Below are 21528 nucleotides of genomic sequence, written 5' to 3' on the forward strand. Positions count from 1 at the left end.
GATGATCTCGGCTTCAAAGCGCCTGTGGCGCACCAGTCCACTTACCTACATGGCGCTCGTCCTGGCGGCGCTGCTGTCGATCTACCCCTTCTACTACATGATCGTGATCGGCACCCGCAGCCTGGAGTCGATCAACGACGTGCCGCCGCCGATGACCCCTTCCGGCGCGTTCGGTGACAACTTCGGCCGGGTGCTCGACAACGACGCGGCCAACTTCCTCAAGGGCCTGATGAACTCGATCATCGTCTCGTCGGTGGTCACCGTGTCGGTGGTGCTCACCGGCTCCCTGGCCGGCTTCGCCTTCGCGAAGCTGCGCTTCCGCGGTCGCAACGTGCTGCTGCTGGCGATCATCGTCACCATGATGATCCCGACCCAGATGGGCCTCATCCCGCTCTGGAGCATGATGCAGTCGTTGGGGTGGTACGACACCCTCTACGCGGTGACCGTGCCGTTCCTGGTCAGTGCCTTCGGCGTGTTCATGATGCGGCAGTACGCCAGCCAGGCGATCTCCGACGAGCTGATCGAGGCCGGCCGCGTCGACGGTGCCAGCACCTTCCGGATCTACTGGAACATCGTGCTGCCCGCGCTGCGTCCGGCGGCCGGCGTGCTCGGCCTGCTCACCTTCATGGAAACCTGGAACTCCTTCCTCTGGCCGTACGCGATCCTCACCCCGGAGAACCCGACCCTTCAGGTCTCGCTCTCCTTCCTCTCGTACGCCTACTACACGGACTATTCCCAGGTCTTCGCCGCCACGGCGGTCGGCACCATCCCGCTGGTGCTCGTCTTTCTTCTCTTCGGCCGCCAGATCATCGGCGGGATCATGGAAGGTGCAGTCAAGTCGTGAGCAACCCCGCCACCCCGCCCGCCGTCGGTGTCCTCGACGAGCGTCCGCCGCTGACCTTCCCGCCCGGCTTCCTCTGGGGCGCGGCGACCGCCGCGTACCAGATCGAGGGCGCGGCGAACGAGGGCGGCCGGACCGCGTCGATCTGGGACACCTTCAGCCACACCGAGGGTCGGACGGTCGCCGGGCACACCGGCGACGTGGCCTGCGACCACTACCACCGGCTCAGCGACGACGTCCGGCTGATGGCCGAGCTGGGGTTGAAGTCGTACCGGTTCTCGGTGTCCTGGCCCCGGGTGCAGCCGGGCGGGTCGGGTCCGGCGAACGCCAAGGGGCTCGACTTCTACCAGCGGCTGGTCGACGAGCTGTTGGCCAACGGGATCGAGCCCTGGCTCACCCTCTACCACTGGGATCTGCCGCAGGAGTTGGAGGATGCCGGCGGCTGGCCGGCCCGGGACACCGCCGCCCGGTTCGCCGACTACTCCCTGTTGGTGGCCGACGCCCTGGGTGACCGGGTGAAGTACTGGACGACGCTCAACGAGCCCTGGTGCTCGGCCTTCCTCGGATACGGCTCCGGGGTGCACGCCCCGGGTCGTTCCGACGGGGCCGACGCCGTCCGTGCCGGACACCACCTGATGCTCGGGCACGGCCTCGCCGTGCAGGCGCTGCGTACGGCGGTGCCGCAGGCGCAGCTCGGGGTGACCGTCAACCTGTACCCGGTCACCCCGGCCAGCGACGCGCCGGGCGACGTCGATGCGGCCCGGCGGATCGACGCGCTGGCCAACCGGTTCTTCCTCGACCCGATGCTGCGCGGCGCCTACCCGGACGACCTGGTGGCCGACCTGGCGAAGGTGACCGACTTCGGCCACGTTCACGAGGGTGACCTGGCCACCATCTCCACCCCGTTGGACGTGGTGGGCGTCAACTACTACAGCCGGCACGTGGTGGCTGCGCCGATCCCCGACGAGCAGCCGGAAGCCTACTGGCGGGACCAGGCCTGCTGGCCGGGCAGCGAGGACGTCCGGTTCGTCACCCGCGGGGTCCCGGTGACCGACATGAACTGGGAGATCGACGCTCCCGGTCTGGTGGAGACGCTGCGCCGGGTACACGAGGAGTACACGGACCTTCCGCTCTACGTGACCGAGAACGGCTCGGCCTTCGTCGACGAGGTCGTCGACGGTCAGGTCGATGACGTCGATCGGCTGGCCTATTTCGACGCCCACCTGCGCGCCTCGCACGAGGCGATCAGCGCGGGCGTCCCCCTGCGGGGATACTTCGCCTGGTCGCTGATGGATAATTTCGAGTGGGCCTGGGGCTACACGAAGCGGTTCGGCATGATCTACGTCGATTACGACAAGCAGACCCGCATCCCCAAGTCCAGTGCCAGGTGGTACGCGGAGGTGATCCGACGCAACGGTCTGGCCGCACAATAGGGCGATGGCCAGCCAGTAACGGGCGGCCCGGCACCAACGCTGATGAAGGTGCCGGGGCCGCCTGACGTCGGAGGAGCAGACGATGACAACGCAGCGCACCCGGTCGCTCGGGCGGCCGACGCTCGACGCGGTTGCCGCCCGCGCTGGAGTGGGCCGCGGCACGGTCTCCCGCGTGGTCAACGGCTCCCCGCAGGTGAGTCCGGAGGCCCGGGCCGCCGTGCAACAGGCCATCGCCGAACTGGGGTACGTACCCAACCGCGCCGCTCGGGCGTTGGTCACTCAGCGGACCGACTCGGTGGCCCTGGTGGTCAGCGAGTCCGGTGAGCGGATCTTCGCCGAGCCGTTCTTCGCCGGCATCGTCCGGGGGATCAGCTCCGCCCTGCTGGAGACGCCGTTGCAGCTCTGGCTGGCCATGGCCCAGTCGCCGCTGGAGCGGGAGCGGGTCGAGCACCACCTGACCAACCAGCACATCGACGGCGTACTGCTGCTGTCGCTGCACGACGACGATCCGCTGCCCACGCTGTTGGAGGAGCGCGGCCTGCCCACCGTGCTCGGCGGGCGGCCCGCGCGGATGCTGCACCCTGAGGCGCAGCCAGCCTCGTTCGTCGACGTCAACAACGCCGGTGGGGCACGGCAGGCCGTCGAGTACCTCGCCGGCCGGGGACGGCGACGCATCGCCACCATCGCCGGCCCGCAGGACATGGGCGCCGGCCTGGCCCGGTTGTCCGGCTATCGGGACGCGGTCCGCACCGCCGGGTTCGGCGTCAACCCCGACCTGATCGCGTACGGCGACTTCAGTGAGGAGAGCGGGGCGACGGCCATGCGCGGGCTGCTGGAGCGCTGCCCTGACCTGGACGCCGTGTTCGTGGCCGCCGACCTGATGGCGTTCGGTGCCATGCGGACGCTGCGGGAGGCCGGCCGTCGGGTGCCGCAGGACGTGGCCGTGGTCGGCTTCGGCGACGAGCCCATCGCCCGGCAGGCCAACCCGCCACTGACGTCGGTGTTTCAGCCGGTGGAGGAGATGGGCCGGCAGATGGCGCGGCTGCTGGTCGACCGGATCCGCGGTGACGAGATCGCCACTCCGCACGTCGTCCTGGACACCCAGTTCGTCGAGCGCGCCTCCGCCTGAACCCAGCACCCGACTGCGCTGTGCCCCGGGCTGCGCTGTGCCCCGGGCTGCGCTGTGCCCTGGCTGTGCCGTGCCCGGGCTGCCGTGCCCGGAGACTGCCGCGACGCGAGCCAGCCTGCGGGCCGCCGTCGGCGTCGGCCCGATCAGCAGCCGATGACTCCCCGTGTTTCTGACGCTGCGTGACAGCGCTGCCGACTCCCCACATGCCACCTCGCACGCTTTGCTCTGCTTCAACTGACGCACTGGTGCGTGACCAGCGGTAATGCGGAGGCGGGATTCGGCTATCGGCCGGGCATCGAAACTGAGCGTGACTGTTGCGTCAGTTGAAGCAGAGCAAAGGACGTGAAGTAGTTACCTCGGGGGCGGCTTGGTGCATACGGAAAGTGATGCTCGAGATCTCGCCCGTTCTGTGGCTCCGGTCCTGAGGGCGGCGACGCGGTGGCCCGCTCGCTGAATTGAAGCCGACCCGTGCGGGCCCGGTCGTGCCCGGGTGAGGTGCCCAGTGCGGGCGGTCCAGTGACGGGGAACGGTCTTTCGCGTGGTGGGTGGCCTGGCTGTGGTCAGGCGGGGGCGGTCCAGCGGCGTAGCTCGCGCTTGGCGAGGCTGTTGCGGTGCACCTCGTCTGGGCCGTCGGCGAGGCGCAGCGTCCGGGCCTGGGCCCAGAGCTGGGCGAGAGGGGTGTCCTGGCTGACCCCGGCCGCGCCGTACGCCTGGATGGCCTTGTCGATGACCCACTCGGCCATCGCCGGTGTGGCGATCTTGATGGCCTGGATCTCGGTGTGCGCGCCCTTGTTGCCGACCGTGTCCATCAGCCAGGCCGTCTTGAGGACCAGCAGCCGGGCCTGTTCGATGCGGACCCGGGCCTCGGCGATCCACTCGCGTACCACGCCCTGCTCGGCGAGCGGGCGACCGAAGGCGACCCGCTCGACGGCCCGGCGGCAGAGCAGTTCCAGGGCTCGCTCGGCCATCCCGATCAGGCGCATGCAGTGGTGGATCCGGCCGGGGCCGAGCCGGGCCTGGGCGATGGCGAAGCCGGTGCCCTCGGCGCCGACCAGGTTCTCCGCCGGCACCCGTACGCCCTCGAAGTCGACCTCGGCGTGGCCGCCGTGCGACGCGTCGCTGTAGCCGAAGACCCGCATGCCCCGGCGGACGGTGACCCCCGGGGTGTCGCGGGGGACCAGGATCATGCTCTGCTGCCGGTGCCGGTCGGCGCCCGGATCGGTCTTGCCCATCACGATGAGGATCTCGCAGGCCGGGTCCATCGCGCCGGAGGACCACCACTTGCGGCCGTCGATGACGTAGTGGTCACCGTCGCGGCGGATCGACGTGGCGATGTTCGTCGCGTCGGAGGAGGCCACCTCGGGCTCGGTCATGCAGAACGCGGAGCGGATCTCGCCCGCCAGTAGCGGGGCGAGCCACCGTTCCTGTTGGGCGGGGGAGCCGAACTCGGCGAGCAGTTCCATGTTGCCGGTGTCCGGTGCGGCGCAGTTGAGCGACTCCGGAGCGAGGTGCGGGCTGTGCCCGGTCAGCTCGGCCAGCGGGGCGTACTGGAGGTTGGTCAGCCCGGCACCGTGGCGCGGATCGGGCAGGAAGAGGTTCCACAGGCCGCGCCGACGCGCCTCGGCCTTCAGCTCGGCCAGCACCGGCGGGCGAGCCCACGGGTCACCGGCGGCGCTCACCTGGGCGGCGTGCACCGCCTCGGCCGGGTACACGTGCTGCTCCAGGAATTCGGTCAGCTCCGCGCGCAGCTGCTCGGTCCGGGCGTCGTACGCGAAGTCCATCAGGTCTCCTTCACCGCGGTCAGTCCGTGTGCGACAAGCGGGGCGACGAGGCCGCCGATGGTGTCGAAGCCCTCGCCGAGGGTCTGGCCGAGGGTGTGCCGGTAGTGGATGCCCTCGCAGATGACGGCGAGTTTGAAGCAGCCCAGCGCGATGTGCCAGTGCAGCGGACCGACGTCGACGTCGCTGCGGCCGGCGTACCTGTCGATCAGCTCGGCACCGCTGGGAAAGCCGGCGCGCGGGCCGAGGCCGTCGGCGACCGGATTACCGTCGGAGACCTCACTGCCGCCGAGCACGTCCCAGTAGGTCAGCAACAGCCCCAGGTCGGCGAGCGGGTCGCCGAGGGTGGCCATCTCCCAGTCCAGCACCGCCGTCACCGTCACCGGGTCGACGGTGGCGAGCAGGTTGTCCAGCCGGAAGTCCCCGTGCACGATCCGACCGGCGTTGGCGCCCTCAGGCGCGGTGGCGGCGAGCCGGTCGCGCAGCTCGTCGATGCCGGGCAGCGGCCGGCTGCGGGAGCGGTCGAGCTGCCCCGACCAGCGGCGGACCTGCCGCGCCAGGAACCCCTCCGGGCGGCCGAAGTCGGCCAGGCCGACCGTCGCCGGCTCGACCGTGTGCAGCGCCGCCAGGGTGTCCATCATCGTCATGGCCAGCCCGTGTCGCTGCTCGCCGGTGAGCCGGTCGGTGCGGGAGCGGCTGCGGAACACCTCGCCTGGCACCCGTTCCATCAGATAGAACGGCGCCCCCAGTACCTCCGGCTCGGCGCAGAGTAGCAGGGCGCCGGGCACCGGGACGTCGGTCGGGGCGAGCGCCGAGATGACCCGGAACTCCCGGGCCATGTCGTGCGCGGTGGCCAGCACGTGCCCGAGCGGTGGGCGGCGCAGCACCACCTCCCGATCGCCGGCGTGCACCAGGTAGGTCAGGTTCGACCGGCCACCGGCGATCAGCTCGGCCCGTAACGGGCCGGCGGCCAGATCGGGGCGGCGCGCCGCCAGGTAGCCGCGGAGCCGGTCCAGATCCAGACCGGCGGGCGAGCCGGCGGTCGGTTCGGTCATCCGGACAGTTCATGGCAGCTCCGGCGGGTTGTCAAGGTCAGGTTTGACCCTCGGGACATGCCGCCGCAACAGGGACGAAATGGTCAACTGCCAGGCTGACACCAGCCTGCCGGCCAGTGTGCCGGCCCGCCGAGCGGAGGGGTTTGAGATGTTGCTGCGCGTTCGGGTCACCCTGCCGGACCGTCCAGGCACGCTCGGTCAGGTGGCGCGCACCCTCGGCGTGTCCGGGGCGGACATCGTCCAGGTGGTCGTGCTGGAACGCCTCGGCGGGCGGGCGGTCGACGATTTCACTGTGGTGTGGCCGGGCGCCGCGCGGGTGGAGCGGCTGCTGGCCGGCCTGGCGGCGATCCCCGGCGTACGGGTGGACGGGGTCTGGCGGGCGATCGGCGCGCCCACCACCACCGGTCAGGACGCCGAGCTGCTGGCCCAGGTCGCGGCCAACCCGGCCGACGGGCTGGCCACCCTGGTCGACGCGGTACCCGGGCTGCTCGCCGCCGACTGGGCGGTCGCCGCGGTGGTGCCGGTCGACTGGGCCTCCCGCACCGGGGGCGGCGGTGCGACGGTCGGGCACGCCAGTTGGCGTACCCCGGTGCCGCCGAAGCTGCCGGAGGTGACCCCGCTGCGCGCCCGGTCGATGACCGCGCTGGACGGCGGCCATTTCGCGGTCGCGCCGTTCGGCCGGGCCGGGCTGGTGCTGGTGGTGTCCCGTGAGCACGGCGAGACCCTCACGCCGGCCGCCTTCCACTCCACCGAGGTGGACCGGCTCGCCCAACTGGTCCGCGCCTGCGCCGTGATCCTCGGCGACCGGCTCGACCTGGTCGGCGCTCCGCCGGTCAGCGCCAACCCCTGACCGAATGTGACGCAGACCGCAGGGCCGGACGCGGCTGGACATGGTGAGGCAACCGACCGGCAACAGCCGCGGACGAGGGTGGCACGCGAAGGGAGGCAACGATGACGCTGTGGCGGATCCGAGCCACCGTGGACGACCGGCCGGGTTACCTGTCGGTGCTCACGGCGAGCCTCGCGTTGCGTGGAGTCAACATCCTCACCGTGCAGGTGCACACCACCGAGCACGGTGCCGTCGATGATTTCCTCGTCGACGCGCCGGACACACTCGACGAGGCGGGACTGCTCGCCGCCGTCGAACGCGGCCGGGGGCGGGACTGCTGGGTGGCGCGCAGCGAGGCGCGTGGCCTGGCCGATCAGCCGACCCGGGTGCTCGGGCTGGCGACCCGGCTGGTGCATGACCCGGACGCGACAGGTGAGGTGCTACGGGCTCTGCTCGGTGCCGACGAGGTGACCTGGCGGGCCGCACCGGCCCTGGCCCGCCCGGGAATCGACGGCATGACGATGCTGCTGGCCGACCCGAACGGCGGGTCGTACACCCTGCGCCGGGTCGCGCCGAGCTTCACCCCGGCCGAGTACGCCCGGGCCCAGGCGCTGCTCGAACTGGGGGCCACCGCCGCCCGCCGCAGCGCTGAGCAGGTCACCGTGGTCCTGCCGGATGGTGCCGAGCTGACCGTACGCCCGGCCGTCGCGGACGACCTGACGGCGGTGGTCGAGTTGCACCAGGCCTGCTCGGTGCGCAGCCGGCAGCGCCGTTACCTGGGGGGTGCGGGTCTGCCCTCACCGGCCCGACTGCGTCGACTCCTGGAGCCGGCCCGCGGGCTGACCCTGGTCGCCGCGACGACCGGCTCCGGCGGGGCGGCGGAGTCGGTCGTCGCGATGGCGAACCTGCTGGCCGAGGGCGACGAGGCCGAGTTGGCGCTGTTGGTACGCGACGACTGGCAGCGCCGTGGGCTGGGCTCGACGCTGCTGCGTCGGCTGACCCGGCAGGCCGAGTCGGCGGGTTACGCGGCGATGGTGGCGCACGTCCAGGCGGACAACGCACCGATGCTGCGTACGCTGCGCCGGTTGTCCCGGCCGACCACCCTCCAGCGGGACGGCACCCTGCTGACCATGACCGTGCCGTTGGCCGCCGAGGCACCGGCGGCGAAGAGCGCCGGCTGACGGCTCAGACGACCGACCTCCGGTGCGGAGGCCGGTGAGGTGGGCAGGACTCCCGGTGCGGGAGTCCTGCCCACCGCGTGCTTCCTGGCCGATGCGGTCAGATGTTCGGGGGCAGGGCGGTGCGGTCCTGGAAGTTGCCGTAGAGGCGGTCGTCGTCGCCGACGGTGACGGCCTGGACGAGCAGGTCCCCGCCGACGAAGGCACCCTTCCAGGAAGCACCCCGACCGCCGAACGGCTCCTGGCGGTCGCCCCGGGAACGGGGCTTGTTGATGCCCACCTTGAAGGCCTGGAGGTCGACCGCCAGCTTCGCCGCCTCGTCGGTGTCGTCGCAGGCGAGGGAGGCCACCAGCGCGCCGTTGGAGGCGTTCATCTGGGCCAGCAACTCGTCGGTGGTGTCCACCACGACGATCGTGTCGACCGGGCCGAACGGCTCGGCGTGCATCAGCCGGGACCGGCCGGGCGGGGCGAGCAGCACCGACGGCGCGACGTACGCCGAGGTGTCCTGCCCGGGCGGGAACGGCGCGCCGTCGAGTTTGCCCCGGTACAGCGGGACGGCGCCGCCCCGTACCGCCTCGTCGACCTTGCGGTGCAGCTCGTCGGCCTTGGCGGCGCTGATCAGCGGGCCGAAGTCGAGCTCCGGCAACGGGTCTCCGACCTGCCAGGTCTCGTCGACCGCGAGCGGGTGCCCGAACCGGACCGAGCGGACCACCGGCAGATACATGTCGAGGAACTCGTCGACCAGGTCCCGCTGCACCACGAACCGGGGGTACGCGGTGCAGCGCTGCTTGCCGTACTCGAAGCCCTTCTTCAGGTGGGCGGCGAGCAGGTCCCACTGGGAGAAGTTCCAGACGCCCCAGGCGTTCAGGCCCTCCTGCTCGATGAAGTGGCGCTTGTTCGAGTCGAGCAGTGCGGCGGCCACCTTGCCCCCGTTGGAGCGGCCGCCGACGAACGCCACCGCGCCGATCTCGGGTGCCCGTACCAGCACCTCGGACAGCGCCTCGCCGCTGCCGGAGAGCAGGGTGGCGGGTAGTCCGGCACGGTGCAGCAGCGCGTGCGCGACGGTGAGACAGACCGCGCCGCCCTGCGACGGTGTCTTGGCGATGACCGCGTTGCCGGCGAGCAGCTGCACCAGTTCGGCGTGCACCAGCACGCTCATCGGGTAGTTCCACGAGGCGATGTTGCTGACCGGGCCGGGTAGCGGAGCGCGACCGTCGGCGAGCATCCGATCGATCTCCTCGACGTACCAGCGCACCCCGTCGAGTGCGCGGTCCACGTCGGCACAGGCCAGTCGCCACGGCTTGCCGATCTCCCAGACGAGCAGCATTGCCAGCAGGTCGCGATGGTCGGTGAGGGCGTCCAGGGCGTCGGTGACCCGCGACTTGCGTTCGGCCAGCGGGGTGTCGGCCCAGGTGGTGTGGGCCGCGGCGGCGTGGGCGACCGCGTCGTGGGCGGTCGCCGCGTCCAGCCGCGGCAGGTTGACAAGCACACTGTTGTCGACCGGGGTACGCGTCGGCGTCGGCACGCCACCGGTGCGCCACTCGCCGCTGACCAGGTTCCGCAATGTGGTGGTGCCGTCGACCGGGCGGTCGAACGCCTCGCCGGTGGCGGCCACCGCCCGGGCGAGGGTGTCGGACCAGGAGGTTCCGTCGGCGAGTCGTAGAGCCATCGCGATCTCCTCAGGTGGGCGGGGAGCGGCCATCGACGGGTGCCGCCAGGTGCCGCGTACTGTCGCGTGCCGCCGAGCGCGACGGCAACAGCACGTTCCGTATCGCAGGACACCCGGTTCGGTTTACTCCTCAGTGGAGGATCGCCCGCGCCTCGATTCACCCGCTCTCACCTGCCGATTCGCTGTCTAAATATCGAGCAGTTTGAATGATGTGAAGAATCCCCCTTTGTTACTGGCGAGTACGGCCGCGGTTACCCGGCGGTGGCATCGACCAGGGGCGGCCCGCCGGTGCCTCCACGACGAGAACGGCCGCCGGAGGGACGCCGGCGGCCGTTCTCGGATGGTGGTGTCAGCTGGTGAAGGTGATCCCGTCGCGGCGGCGTCGCAGCGCGACCAGGGCGACACCGCCACCGATCAGGCCGACGCCGACCAGGGCCATGGTCGTCACCGCCGTGCCGGTGACCGGCAGGTTGCCGTCGTCGTCACCGCCGCCACCGCCGGTGCCGTCCGACGGTGTGTCCGACGGAACCGGCGACTCGGGAGCGGTGGGCGTCGGCGTGGGCGACTCCGGGGTGGGTGATTCCGGAGTGGTGGGCGTGGGGGTCGGCGACTCCGGGCTGGTTGGCGTGGGGGTCGGCGACTGCGGGGTTGGCTGGCCGGCGCAGGTGTGGCTGAGGTTGAACGCGTTGGACTGCCCGCTGATCGTGGCCGTGCCGTCGCTCAGGGTCCAGCCGGCAGGGGTGAACAGGTATGCGTGGATCACCCGGCCGTTGGCCGAGTAGAAGGCATCCGGGTAGGGGTCGCCGGCGTCGGGGATCGTCACGGTGACGGACTCTCCGCCGCTGGTGGCGAAGGTCAGTTCGATGCTCTGGAAGCTGCCCGCGGACGCGCCGCCGGGCAGGACGAAGTGCCAGCCGTCCTGGTCCGCCGTGAGTCCCTCGAACCGGTCGTCGTCGCAGTTCTGCGTCTCGAAGCCGGCGGCGGTGGCCCCCTTGTGGGGCGAGTGGAGTGGAGCCGTGCTGCTCGCCCAGGCCGGAGCGGCGAGGGCGAGGAGGGCCGTGGCGGCGGCGCCAGAAACGGCCGCGCGCGCCACGTGCCGACGCTGTGGCATGAGAATTCCTCCGGATCTCAGCGGGATGACGGCACATGCTCGCACCCGGACGGCCGGTTCTGATCTCGGGTGAACGGTCTGACCTGGGCAGACCTGAGGCCGCGATGTGCCCGCGGGGGTGTCTCGGGGGCTGTCTCCGCGCGTGTCGGTGTAACGCCGCAAGGCTTTCCGACGCCCCACGTCGCCGTTGGGCGGGCTTCCCAACCGTCGGTGCCCGGATTACATTGTCAGCTATCCATGGGAGCGCTCCCGGTCCTGTTGGAGCCACCTCGCCGCCACCACCACCGCCGGCAGCCGTCCAGTCCGACGCGGGCACGCGTCCGGTCGATGCCGTCGGGCACGCATCGACAGGAGTAGTCGCATGCATCTACCCCCAGGGTCGGGCCGCTTCCGCGGCGATCGACCGCTGCCGGACCAGCCGTCTCCGCACCACCGTCCCGACCAGCCCTGGCCCCGCCGAATGCTGGCCACCGTCACCGCACTCGCCGCCGGTCTCGCACTCGCGATCGGCGTACCCGCGACCGGTGCCGCCGCCGCGCCGACCGACGGCGCCGTGACCGCCGCCGCGGCACCGACCTTCAACTACGCCGAGGCGCTACAGAAGTCCCTGCTGTTCTACGAGGCGCAGCAGTCCGGGGAACTACCGGACTGGAACCGCGTCTCATGGCGCGGCGACTCGGCGCTCCGCGACGGCTCGGACGTCGGAGTCGACCTCACCGGCGGCTGGTACGACGCCGGTGACCATGTGAAGTTCGGCTTCCCGATGGCGTTCAGCGCCACCATGCTGGCCTGGGGAGCGGTCGAGTACCGGGCCGGGTACGCCGCCTCCGGTCAGCTCACCCACCTGCTCAACAACCTCCGCTACGTCAACGACTACTTCGTCAAGGCGCACCCGTCGCCGAACGTCCTCTACGGCCAGGTGGGCAAGGGCGACGACGACCACAAGTGGTGGGGGCCGGCCGAGGTGATGCAGATGGCGCGGCCCGCGTACAAGATCGACGCGAGTTGTGGTGGCGCGGACCTGGCGGGGGAGACCGCCGCCGCGATGGCCGCCTCCTCCATGGTGTTCCGGCCCACCGACGCCGCGTACGCCGACAAGCTGCTGACCCACGCGCGGCAGCTCTACACCTTCGCCGACACCGTGCGGAAGAACTACCACGAGTGCATCACCGACGCGACAAGCTTCTACCGCTCCTGGAGCGGCTACCAGGACGAACTGGTCTGGGGCGCGATCTGGCTGTACCGGGCCACCGGCGACGCCGCGTACCTGGCCAAGGCGGAGAGCGAGTACGACAAGCTCGGCACCGAGCCGCAAACCACCACCCGCTCCTACAAGTGGACCGTCGCCTGGGACAACAAGCAGTTCGGGGCGTACGTGCTGCTGGCCAACCTGACCGGCAAGCAGAAGTACGTCGACGACGCCAACCGGTGGCTGGACTTCTGGACCGTCGGCGTCAACGGCGAGCGGGTCCGGTACTCGCCCGGCGGGATGGCGGTGCTCGACTCGTGGGGTGCGTTGCGGTACGCCGCCAACACCGCGTTCGCCGCGCTCGTCTACAGCGACAAGACCACCGACGCGACCCGCAAGGCGCGATACCACGACTTCGCCGTCCGGCAGATCAACTACGCGCTCGGCGACAACCCGCGCAACTCCAGCTACGTGATCGGGTTCGGGGCCAACCCGCCGAAGAACCCGCACCACCGCACCGCGCACGGCTCCTGGTGGGACAGCATGACCGTACCCACCGAGACAAGGCACACCCTCTACGGCGCGCTTGTCGGCGGGCCGTCGTCACCGAACGACGCGTACACCGACAACCGGTCGGACTACGTGATGAACGAGGTCGCCACCGACTACAACGCCGGCTTCACCTCCGCGCTGGCCCGGCTGTCCCAGGAGTACGGCGGCACCCCGCTGGCGAACTTCCCGGTTCCCGAGCAGCCCGACATCGACGAGCTGACCGTGGAGACCACGGTGATGCAGAACGAGACCCGGTCCACCGGCATCAAGGCGATCGTCTACAACAAGTCGGCCTTCCCGGCCCGGGCCCTCACCGACGCGAAGTTCCGCTACTACTTCCGGGTCCCCGGCCTGGGTCTCTCACCGGTGCAGGTCACCCCGGGCTACACCCAGGGCTGCCCGTCGCCCAGCACCGCCCGCAACGTCCAGGGTGACCTCTGGTACGTGGAGGTCGACTGCACCGGGCACACCATCGCCCCCGCCGGCCAGTCACAGCACCGGATGGAGGTGCAGTTCAAGATCGGGGTGCCCGAGGGGGTCGCCTGGGATCCGAGCGACGACCCGTCGTTCCAGACCACCGCCGGGCCGAACCGCAACGTGCCGCTCTACGTCGGTGGCGTGCGGGTGTGGGGCGAGGAGCCCGCGTCCAGCAGTGACACCACGCCACCTACCACCCCCGGCACGCCGGTGGCCACCTCGGTCACCTCCCGCTCGGTGAACCTGACCTGGGCAGCGTCCACCGACGCGGGCAGCGGGATCGACGTCTACATCGTCAACACCCACGTGGTCGGCAGCGACACCTACAGCTGGTACCCCTCCAGCACGAACTCGCTGGTGCTCGACGTCTCCCCGGCGCGAACCTACGAGATCACCGTGCAGGCCCGGGACAAGGCCGGCAACACCTCGACCGCGTCGCCGATGCTGACCGTGACCGTCCCGGCGGTCGACGACGGTGACACCGTCCCGCCGAGTGCGCCGAGTTCGTTGACGGCGTCGGCGATCACCACCACCGGTGCGACGCTGAGCTGGGCCCCGTCGACCGACAACGTCGGTGTGACCGGGTACCGGATCTACCGGGGGCCGGCCCTGGGTGACGTGCTTGTCGCCACGGTCACCGGGACCACGTACGCGGTGACCGGCCTGCAACCCGAGAACACGTACTCGTTCTACGTGGTGGCGATCGACGCGGCCGGCAACGCCTCGCCGCCCTCGGGCACGGTGACGGTGACCACCTCGGCCCCGCTGCCCACCTCACCCTGTCGGGTCACCTACGGCAGCAACGACTGGAGCACCGGCTTCACGGCCAACATCACCATCACCAACACCGGCACCACCGCGATCAACGGTTGGACCCTGGCGTTCAGCTTCCCGAACAGCGGGCAGCGGGTCGGCCAGGGCTGGTCGGCCACCTACGCCCAGACCGGCGCGGCGGTGACCGCCACCAACCTGTCGTACAACGGCAACCTGGCGGCGGGCGCGTCGGTAGGCATCGGCTTCAACGGCACCCACACGGGCAGCAACCCGAAGCCCACCTCGTTCACGCTCAACGGCGCCACCTGCACCGTCGGCTGACACGAATACCGGTTCCCCCGGTCGCAGCCGGGCCGACCGGTGTAACGCTCCGTGCTGGCATGTCACACAGGAACGATCGCGCCTGTGTGACATGCCAGCACAGCGGCGTCAGCTCGGGACCGCTGCTGCGGCCGGGCGTGCTGCGCGGCGGAGGCCGACCTGTGGCTGATGGCGACCTGCGGCTGGCGGCGCTTCCCGACAGGCCGAACACAGCGAGCAATGCTCACTCTGCGTGGCATAGGCGGCGTAAGACCTTTACCTCACCTCGCACGCTTTGCTCTGCTTCAACCCACGCAATAGCGCCTGAGCAGGGGATCCGCATCGGCCGGTGGCCAAGCAGGCGACGATTGCCGCCACTGTCGGTGAGCGTTGCGTTGGTTGAAGCAGAGCAAAGGGCGCGGAGTGGAGTGGCTGGAGGGGGGCAGACGTCACGGTCTGTCAGGAGCAGTGCGTCGGGGAGGAACGCAGGCTCCGCCGGACGAGTCCGCCCGGGCGGCGTCAGCGCAGGTCGTCGGCGAGGAGGTCCATCAGCAGGCCGTCGTGCCAGCGGCCGTCCTCGCCACGCTCGTAGCGGCGCATCACGCCGACCGTCCGGAAACCCACCTTCGCGTACGCCCGGATGGCGGCGGTGTTCGCCGCCGCCGGGTCGATGGTGAAGCGGTGGTGGCCGTGGTCGTCGATCAGGTGGCGGATCAGGACGCGGATGGCGTCCCCGGCGAGCCCGGCGCCGCGTACCGAGGGGTCGAGGAAGATGTCGAGGCCGGCGTGCCGGTAGTCCGGGTCGTCCTCGGCGTGCCACTGGATCGCGCCGACCACCCGGTCGCCGTGCTCGATGGCGTACACCGAGACGCCCTCCTCGGCGAGATCCGCCTCGACGGCGGCGACCAGGTCGTCGCCGCCGCGCCACCAGCGGCGCACCTCGGGCTCGGCGCGGATCCGCGCCAGTACGGGCACGTCGGCGGCCGTCGCCGGTCGTAGGGTCACCGCCTTGCCGCGCAGCATCCGCTCAGCTCCGAATCTCCCCGTGTTCGACGCAGATCGCCGACCAGCCGACCGGCAGTACCTGCACCTTCATCCGGCGTCGGCATTGGGCGCAGTACCGGGGCGGCTCCAGGGCGCGGGCCGCCGCACACTGCTCGTGTGCGCCGGACGCCGCTGCTTCCCCGCACCTGTCGCACCAGGTCTGACCTGCCACGGCTGGCATCACAGCGTCGCTGACAGCGCCTTGACCGGCATCTTCAACTCGTCGAGCAGCTTGAGGTCGTCCGTGGCCGGTCGACCGAGGGTGGTCAGGTAGTTGCCGACGATCACGGCGTTGATGCCGCCGAGCAGCCCGTCGCGGGTACCGAGATCACCCAGGGTGATCTCCCGCCCGCCCGCGTACCGCAGGATGGTGCGCGGCATGGCCAGCCGGAACGCGGCGATGGCCCGCAGCGCGTCCCTGCCCTCCACCACCGGGCGGTCGCCCAGCGGCGTGCCGGGCCGAGGGTTGAGGAAGTTCAGCGGCACCTCGTGCGGATCCAACTCGGCGAGCTGCGCGGCGAACTCGGCCCGCTGCTCGACGGTCTCGCCGAGGCCGAGGATGCCGCCGCAGCAGACCTCCATGCCGGATTCGCGGACCATCCGCAGGGTCTCCCACCGCTCCTCCCAGGAGTGCGTGGTGACCACGTTCGGGAAGTACGACCGGCAGGTCTCCAGGTTGTGGTTGTAGCGGTGCACGCCCATGTCGACAAGCTCGTCGACCTGCTCCTGGGTGAGCATGCCGAGCGAGGCGGCGACCTGGATGTCGACCTCGGCCTTGATCGCCGCGACGCCCGCACGCATCTGCTTCATCAGCCGGGCGTCCGGGCCGCGGACGGCGGCCACGATGCAGAACTCCGTCGCCCCGGTCGCGGCGGTCTGCTTCGCCGCCTGCACCAGCGAGGGAATGTCCAGCCACACCGACCGCACCGGCGAGGTGAACAGGCCGGACTGGGAGCAGAAGTGGCAGTCCTCCGGGCAGCCGCCGGTCTTCAGCGACACGATGCCCTCGACCTCGACCTCCGGGCCGCACCAGCGCATCCGCACGTCGTGGGCGAGCTGGAGCACGGCGGACAGGTGCTCGTCGGGCAGGTTCAGCACGGCGAGGACACCGGCCTCGTCGAGACCGACGCCGTTGTGCAGCACCTGGTCCCGGGCCTGGTCGAGGATCTCTGGCATGGCACGTACCCTACAAGGCCGCCGCGCCGCCCGATCCGACCCGGCCGCCCGGGTGACGCAGCGCGGCGAGCCGTACGCCGCCACGCCGGTGCGGGCGTCCCGGGTGGTAACTTCGCCCGGCGGAAGCGCCTGACGGGCGGAGACCGGCGGGGAAGGGACGTGGCGGTGGCGGACTGGCTGGCGGCACTGGACCGCCGCGCCGAGCTGCGAGCGAAGGCGGGACTGACCCGCCGACTGCATCCGCGCGCCGCCGCCGACGGCGTGGTCGACCTGGCCGGCAACGACTACCTGGGTCTGGCCGCGCACCCCGAGGTGGTCGCCGCCGCGACGCGGGCGTTGGCCGCGTACGGGTTGGGTGCGACCGGATCGAGGCTGGTTCGTGGCTCCACCGACGCCCACCACACGTTGGAGGAGACGCTCGCCGGCTGGCTCGGCACCGATCGGGCCCTTGTCTTCTCCTCCGGGTACCTGGCCAACCTCGGTGCGGTCCGCGCGCTGGTGCGCCCCCGTACGCTGCTGATCTCCGACGCACACAACCACGCCTCCCTGATCGACGGCTGCCGGATCTCCGGTGCGGAGACGGTGGTGACCCCGCACGCCGACGTGACGGCGGTCGCCGCCGCCCTCGCCGCCGCCCCGGGCCGACCGGCGGTGGTGGTCACCGAGTCGGTCTTCTCCGTCGACGGTGACCTCGCCCCGTTGGCGCGGCTGCACGCCACCGCCCGCGAACACGGCGCGTTGCTGCTCGTCGACGACGCACACGCGCTGGGCGTGGTCGGTCCGGACGGTGCCGGCGCGGTCGCCGAGGCCGGGCTTACCGGCGAACCCGACGTGGTGGTCACCGCGACCCTGTCCAAGGCACTCGGCGGGGCCGGTGGCGTGGTGGCCGGCCCGGCCGAGTTCGTCCGGCACCTGGTGGAGACCGCCCGGACCTTCATCTACGACACCGCACTGCCGCCCGTGGTGGCGGCCGGGGTGCAGGCCGCCGTCGGGCTGACCCGCTCCGGTGCCGGCCTGCGCGCCGAACTGGCCGAACGGGCCGGCCTCGCGGTGGGTCGGCTGCGCGCCGCCGGCCTGGACGTGTCCGCTGCCGACGCCGCCGTCGTCTCGGTCACCGCACCGGGCCCGGAGGCGGCGACGGCATGGGCCGCCGCCTGCCGGGACCGAGGGGTGGCGGTCGGCTGTTTCCGCCCGCCGTCCACCCCGGACAGCCGGTCGAGGCTGCGACTGACCGTCAGCGCCGGGGTGCCGCGAGCGGACTTCGAACACGCCCTGGAGGTCATCGTGGAATGTGCGCCATGACGGATCAGTGGCGCGGACCGGTGCTGGTCACCGGCACCGACACCGAGGTCGGCAAGACGGTGGTGACCGCGGCGATCGCGGCCGCGGCGCAGGCGGCCGGGTTGCGGGTCGCGGTGATCAAACCCGGCCAGACCGGTACGGCCACCGGCGAACCCGGTGACGTCGAGGTGGTCACCCGGCTGGCCGCCCCGATGACCGGGCGTACGCTTGCCAGTTTTCCGGACCCACTCGCGCCGCTGGCCGCCGCCCGGGTGGCCGAACTGCCACCGCTTGAGCTGTACAACGCGGTCGACGCGGTGCGGGAAGAGGCGGACAAGCACGACCTGGTGCTGGTCGAGGGGGCCGGCGGACTGCTCGTACCGATGGGACTGCGGCCGTCGGGGGAGCCGTGGACCGTCGCCGACCTGGCCGTGTCGCTTGGCGCTCCGGCGGTGGTGGTGGCCCGTGCCGGTCTGGGCACCCTCAACCACACCGCGCTCACCCTGGAGGCACTGGACCGGCGGGCCGTGCCGGCCGGAGTGGTGATCGGCGCCTGGCCGGCCGAACCCGAGCTGGTGCACTGGGCCAACCTCAGCGACCTGCTGCCGAACCTGCTCGGCGCGCTGCCGACCGGGGCCGGTTCGATGGACCCGGGAGTGTTCCGGCGCTCCGCGCCGGGCTGGCTCACCCCGGCCCTGTACGGCGTGCTCGACGACTGGAGGGCCTGGGCCGACGAGACCACCTGAACCACGGTGCCGGTCAGCGGCGGACGACGAAGGTGTCGGGCATCCGGAAGGTGAGGTTGTCGGGATAGTGGGGCGGCCGCACCACGCTTACCCCGGTCAGCATCGGTGCGGCCTCGGTCACCAGCGTGGTGGCTTCCATCCGGGCGAGTTGGTCGCCGACGCAGCGGTGCACGCCCGCCCCGAAGGCCAGATGCCGGCGCGACCCGCGCTGCCCCGGGCGGAACTCGTCCGGCGACTGCACGACCTCCGGGTCCCGTCCGGCCCGGGCCAGCCACAAGACCACACTGGTACCCGCCCGCACCACCGTCCCGCCCAGCGTGGTGTCCACGGCGGCGACCCGCCGCCAGGTGACGATAGGCGGTTCCAGCCGCAGCCCCTCCTCGACCACGTCGGCTACCGACACGGATCCGTCGCGCAGCCCGGCGAGTACCGCCGGCTCACCGGTGAGCCGGTGCAGCAGCAGGGTGAGGAACTGCGAGGTGGTCTCCTGGCCGGCGACCAGTAGGAAGAACAGTGCGCCGACGACCACGTCGGGTGGATGCCCGGCGGCCCGCAGGGCTCCGGCCAGGCCGTCGCCGGTGGCCGCGAACTCCCGCAGCAGCCGGTGGAAACGGCCCACCTCGACGGCGAGCAACTGCTGCCGGTCGGCGTCCAGCGGCGCCCAGAAGAGTTCCAGTGCCGCGCGGGCGAACTCCTTCACCGCCGCGACGGGAGCGTCGGGCAGGTCGACCAGCCGGGCCAGGACCAGCAGCGGCAGGTCGGCGGCGAGGCCCGCGTGCAGGTCGACAGGTGTGCCGGTGTCCAGGGTGGCGGTCAGTTCGGCCACCCGCTGCCGGACCAGCGTGGCCAGCCAGTCCCGTTGGGCGGCCACCCGGGTCGGGTGCAGGGCGTCCGCGACCAGGGCACGGATCTGCGGGTGACTGGCACCGCCGTTGTTGGCAAGGGTCGGCGGTAGCCGGAACCGGTGGGCGGCGAGCAGCCGCAGCGCGGCCACCGGCAGCGGGGTGACCGCGTCCAGCGCGTTGTCGGGTCGGAACGTCGTGGGGTCGGTGAGCACCTGCCGGACCAGGGCGTGCCGGGTCACCAGCAGGTGCTCGACGCCCACGTGGTCGGCGACCCGGGCCACCTCGGGCCAGTGGGCGACGCCGGCCCCGGCATCTGCGGGCACCGTCGGGACCTGCTCCCAGCTGCGGAACAGCACGGCGTCACGCTAGTCGGCCGCCTCCGGCCGCCCGGCGCGCAACCGCCACACCGTGGTGCGCTTCACCCGTACGCTCTCCAGCGCCTCGCTGACCGGCACGTCGTAGGCGGCGAGTTCGTCGAAGCGTTCCCGGGGCAGGAAGGCCCGTCCCGGGTCGCCGACCAGCACCGACGCGCCGGCTCGGGTGGCACGCAGCAGGAACCGCAGCACCCGGTTGGCCATCGCCTCGCTGTAGAAGACGTCGCCGGCCAGGATCACCTCGGCGTCGCCCGCGTCGCCGTCGAGGATGTCGCCGAGTTCGGCGTCGACGCGTACCCCGTTGGCCTCGGCGTTGAGCGCGACGGCCGCGACGGCAAGTTCGTCGACCTCCACGGCGCGGACGCCGGCCGCGCCGGCCCGGGCGGCGGCGATGGCCACCAGGCCGGAGCCGGAGGCCAGGTCGAGTACCCGGCGGCCGGCGACGGTCTCCGGGTGGTCGGTGACGTAGCGCGCCAGGCCCTGGCCGCCCGCCCAGGCGAAGGCCCAGAACGGTGGCGGTCGGTCGCTGCGGAACTCGCCCTCGGTCAGCTCCCACAACCCGATCGGCTCGTCCGCCTGGTGCAGCCGCACCTCGGGTACGAAGGCGACGGGGGCGAGCCGGGCATGCAGCCGGACGAAAGCGGCGGAGAGGGCGGACATCCGGTGATTGTCCACCGTCACCGCGCCCGGCGTGTCGCGGGTGATCCGTGACCGGTTCAATACCGTAGGTGAAATCGGGCATCTCGCTTCACGGTACGTGCGAACACGCCCGTCTACCGGGTGGCCTCCCGCGCTCCTAGCGTTGCGAATGGAGGCGACCAACGGGAGGACGGATCGTGAAGAGGCTGTGGCGTTACACGCTACGGATCGGGGTGGCGCTGGCATGTCTCACCGGGGTGGACTTCGCCATGGCCGCGCCGGCGCACGCGGCGTTCGCCACCGAACTCGGCGGCCTGCCGGACCAGTTCACCGCCGGTGGGCGGGTGGCGACGGTCTCCGCCGTGGTGTCCCGCGACGACCAGGGTGACTGCATCAAGGTGCGCTGGTCCCTGGTGCTGGGTGTGCAGGGGTTGCGACTGGACCAGGTGCGGGTGGATCGGATCGAGGAGACCGGTTCGTTCCCGGTGGAGGTGCGTACCGAGGGTGACGCGGCACGGCTGACCGACCGCCAGCTCGACCCGGGCACGCTCTGCCCGGGGCGTACGGTCACCGCGCAGTACCGGATCGCGTTCGCCCGGGACGTCGACCGGGGACAGGTGAGCCTCGCCGCTGAGGCGTACGACCGGAACCTGCGGTTGCTGTCCCGTCAGACGGCGACCCGCGAGGTGGTGGGTCGGGGTGTGGAAGCCCGCCCCACGACTGCGTCACCCACTCCGTCGCAGGTGCCGACGGTCGACCCGACGGAGGAGCCGGTCGAGGTGCCGACGGTGGATCCGACCGAGGAGGAGAGCGATCCCGCCGATGACGCGGGGTACGCGGGTGGGGCGGCCGACCCGCCGGACGCCGACGCGGCCGGTAACCAGACGGGCAGCGGGCTCGGTCTGACCGAGGTGGCTTTCCTTCTCGGCGGTCTGCTGCTCTTCCTCGGGGTGGGCCTGCTGCTGCGGTTGCGGCAGCTGACCCGTGAGCCCGAGGCCGTGGTCGATGCCGGTGGTCCGGCGCCCGGTCGTTGGGAACGGCGGTCGGACCCGCGGAGCCGGTGGCGGACGGTACCCCGCGACGGCGGTTACCTGAGTTGACCTGGGCC

19 protein-coding genes are annotated in these 21528 nt (G+C 71.6%); 10 read left to right on the forward strand and 9 right to left on the reverse strand.

The genetic code is table 11. The features are described 5' to 3' along the window. The first annotated feature begins 1 nt into the window (after nt 1). From AB0J93_RS02840 to AB0J93_RS02850, 3 genes are all read left to right on the forward strand, one after another. A complete protein-coding gene (locus AB0J93_RS02840; RefSeq protein WP_363917457.1) occupies nt 2-844 on the forward strand; it encodes a carbohydrate ABC transporter permease in 843 nt (280 codons plus the stop codon). Continuing rightward, entirely contained in the window at nt 841-2274 is a 1434-nt protein-coding gene (locus tag AB0J93_RS02845) for a GH1 family beta-glucosidase (RefSeq protein ID WP_363917459.1), read from the forward strand. Before AB0J93_RS02840 ends, AB0J93_RS02845 begins: the two co-directional genes overlap by 4 nt. 82 nt (nt 2275-2356) lie before the next feature. Then, a complete protein-coding gene (locus AB0J93_RS02850) occupies nt 2357-3403 on the forward strand; it encodes a LacI family DNA-binding transcriptional regulator (protein WP_363917461.1) in 1047 nt (348 codons plus the stop codon). A 560-nt stretch (nt 3404-3963) separates the two neighbouring features. On the opposite strand, the gene AB0J93_RS02855 is transcribed toward AB0J93_RS02850, so the two are convergent. Next, nucleotides 3964-5184 carry an acyl-CoA dehydrogenase family protein gene (locus AB0J93_RS02855; protein WP_363917463.1) on the reverse strand — a complete coding sequence of 407 codons (1221 nt, stop codon included), beginning with the start codon at nt 5182-5184 and terminating at the stop codon, nt 3964-3966. Next, complete coding sequence (locus tag AB0J93_RS02860) at nt 5184-6236, reverse strand: phosphotransferase family protein (protein ID WP_363917465.1); 1053 nt, start codon at nt 6234-6236, stop codon at nt 5184-5186. The genes AB0J93_RS02855 and AB0J93_RS02860 overlap by 1 nt, the downstream gene beginning before the upstream one ends. Nucleotides 6237-6384: 148 nt before the next feature. Here AB0J93_RS02860 and AB0J93_RS02865 point away from each other — a divergent pair, with 148 nt between their 5' ends. Next, nucleotides 6385-7086, forward strand: coding sequence for an amino acid-binding protein (locus AB0J93_RS02865; protein ID WP_363917467.1), 702 nt, complete (start codon nt 6385-6387; stop codon nt 7084-7086). 101 nt (nt 7087-7187) lie between these two features. Continuing rightward, the gene (locus tag AB0J93_RS02870) at nt 7188-8246 is read left to right on the forward strand and encodes a GNAT family N-acetyltransferase (RefSeq protein WP_363917469.1); all 1059 of its coding nucleotides are present in this window, start codon (nt 7188-7190) and stop codon (nt 8244-8246) included. A 97-nt stretch (nt 8247-8343) separates the two neighbouring features. Here AB0J93_RS02870 and AB0J93_RS02875 read toward each other — a convergent pair whose 3' ends face one another. Next, the gene (locus AB0J93_RS02875; RefSeq protein WP_363917471.1) at nt 8344-9912 is read right to left on the reverse strand and encodes an aldehyde dehydrogenase family protein; all 1569 of its coding nucleotides are present in this window, start codon (nt 9910-9912) and stop codon (nt 8344-8346) included. 349 nt (nt 9913-10261) lie between these two features. Then, nucleotides 10262-11023: an LPXTG cell wall anchor domain-containing protein gene (locus tag AB0J93_RS02880; protein ID WP_363917473.1), complete on the reverse strand. Its 762-nt coding sequence runs from the start codon at nt 11021-11023 to the stop codon at nt 10262-10264. Between the two features lie 460 nt (nt 11024-11483). Here AB0J93_RS02880 and AB0J93_RS02885 point away from each other — a divergent pair, with 460 nt between their 5' ends. Next, the gene (locus AB0J93_RS02885; RefSeq protein ID WP_363917711.1) at nt 11484-14336 is read left to right on the forward strand and encodes a glycoside hydrolase family 9 protein; all 2853 of its coding nucleotides are present in this window, start codon (nt 11484-11486) and stop codon (nt 14334-14336) included. 498 nt (nt 14337-14834) lie between these two features. On the opposite strand, the gene AB0J93_RS02890 is transcribed toward AB0J93_RS02885, so the two are convergent. Genes AB0J93_RS02890 through bioB form a run of 3 tightly spaced genes read right to left on the reverse strand, consistent with a single transcriptional unit; the run spans nt 14835 to nt 16535 of the window. Next, a complete protein-coding gene (locus AB0J93_RS02890) occupies nt 14835-15338 on the reverse strand; it encodes a GNAT family protein (RefSeq protein WP_363917475.1) in 504 nt (167 codons plus the stop codon). Between the two features lie 4 nt (nt 15339-15342). Then, a complete protein-coding gene (locus AB0J93_RS02895) occupies nt 15343-15540 on the reverse strand; it encodes a hypothetical protein (protein ID WP_363917477.1) in 198 nt (65 codons plus the stop codon). After that, on the reverse strand, nt 15540-16535 hold the full coding sequence (gene bioB / locus AB0J93_RS02900; RefSeq protein ID WP_363917479.1) for a biotin synthase BioB: 996 nt from the start codon (nt 16533-16535) through the stop codon (nt 15540-15542). Before bioB ends, AB0J93_RS02895 begins: the two co-directional genes overlap by 1 nt. Between bioB and AB0J93_RS02905 the strand changes: the two genes are divergently transcribed. Genes AB0J93_RS02905 through bioD form a run of 3 tightly spaced genes read left to right on the forward strand, consistent with a single transcriptional unit; the run spans nt 16534 to nt 18562 of the window. Continuing rightward, nucleotides 16534-16668, forward strand: coding sequence for a hypothetical protein (locus AB0J93_RS02905; protein ID WP_363917481.1), 135 nt, complete (start codon nt 16534-16536; stop codon nt 16666-16668). The genes bioB and AB0J93_RS02905 overlap by 2 nt on opposite strands. 32 nt (nt 16669-16700) lie before the next feature. After that, a complete protein-coding gene (locus tag AB0J93_RS02910; protein ID WP_363917483.1) occupies nt 16701-17837 on the forward strand; it encodes an 8-amino-7-oxononanoate synthase in 1137 nt (378 codons plus the stop codon). Beyond that, the gene (gene bioD / locus AB0J93_RS02915; RefSeq protein ID WP_363917485.1) at nt 17825-18562 is read left to right on the forward strand and encodes a dethiobiotin synthase; all 738 of its coding nucleotides are present in this window, start codon (nt 17825-17827) and stop codon (nt 18560-18562) included. The genes AB0J93_RS02910 and bioD overlap by 13 nt, the downstream gene beginning before the upstream one ends. A gap of 13 nt (nt 18563-18575) precedes the next feature. On the opposite strand, the gene AB0J93_RS02920 is transcribed toward bioD, so the two are convergent. Next, the gene (locus AB0J93_RS02920) at nt 18576-19730 is read right to left on the reverse strand and encodes a cytochrome P450 (protein ID WP_363917713.1); all 1155 of its coding nucleotides are present in this window, start codon (nt 19728-19730) and stop codon (nt 18576-18578) included. Nucleotides 19731-19772: 42 nt separating this feature from the next. Next, complete coding sequence (locus AB0J93_RS02925; protein WP_363917487.1) at nt 19773-20441, reverse strand: 50S ribosomal protein L11 methyltransferase; 669 nt, start codon at nt 20439-20441, stop codon at nt 19773-19775. Between the two features lie 176 nt (nt 20442-20617). Between AB0J93_RS02925 and AB0J93_RS02930 the strand changes: the two genes are divergently transcribed. Further along, nucleotides 20618-21520, forward strand: a complete 903-nt coding sequence (locus tag AB0J93_RS02930; protein ID WP_363917489.1) for a hypothetical protein — start codon at nt 20618-20620, stop codon at nt 21518-21520. Nucleotides 21521-21528: the final 8 nt, after the last annotated feature.

Source organism: Micromonospora sp. NPDC049374 (assembly GCF_040677165.1).
Lineage (GTDB): Bacteria > Actinomycetota > Actinomycetes > Mycobacteriales > Micromonosporaceae > Micromonospora.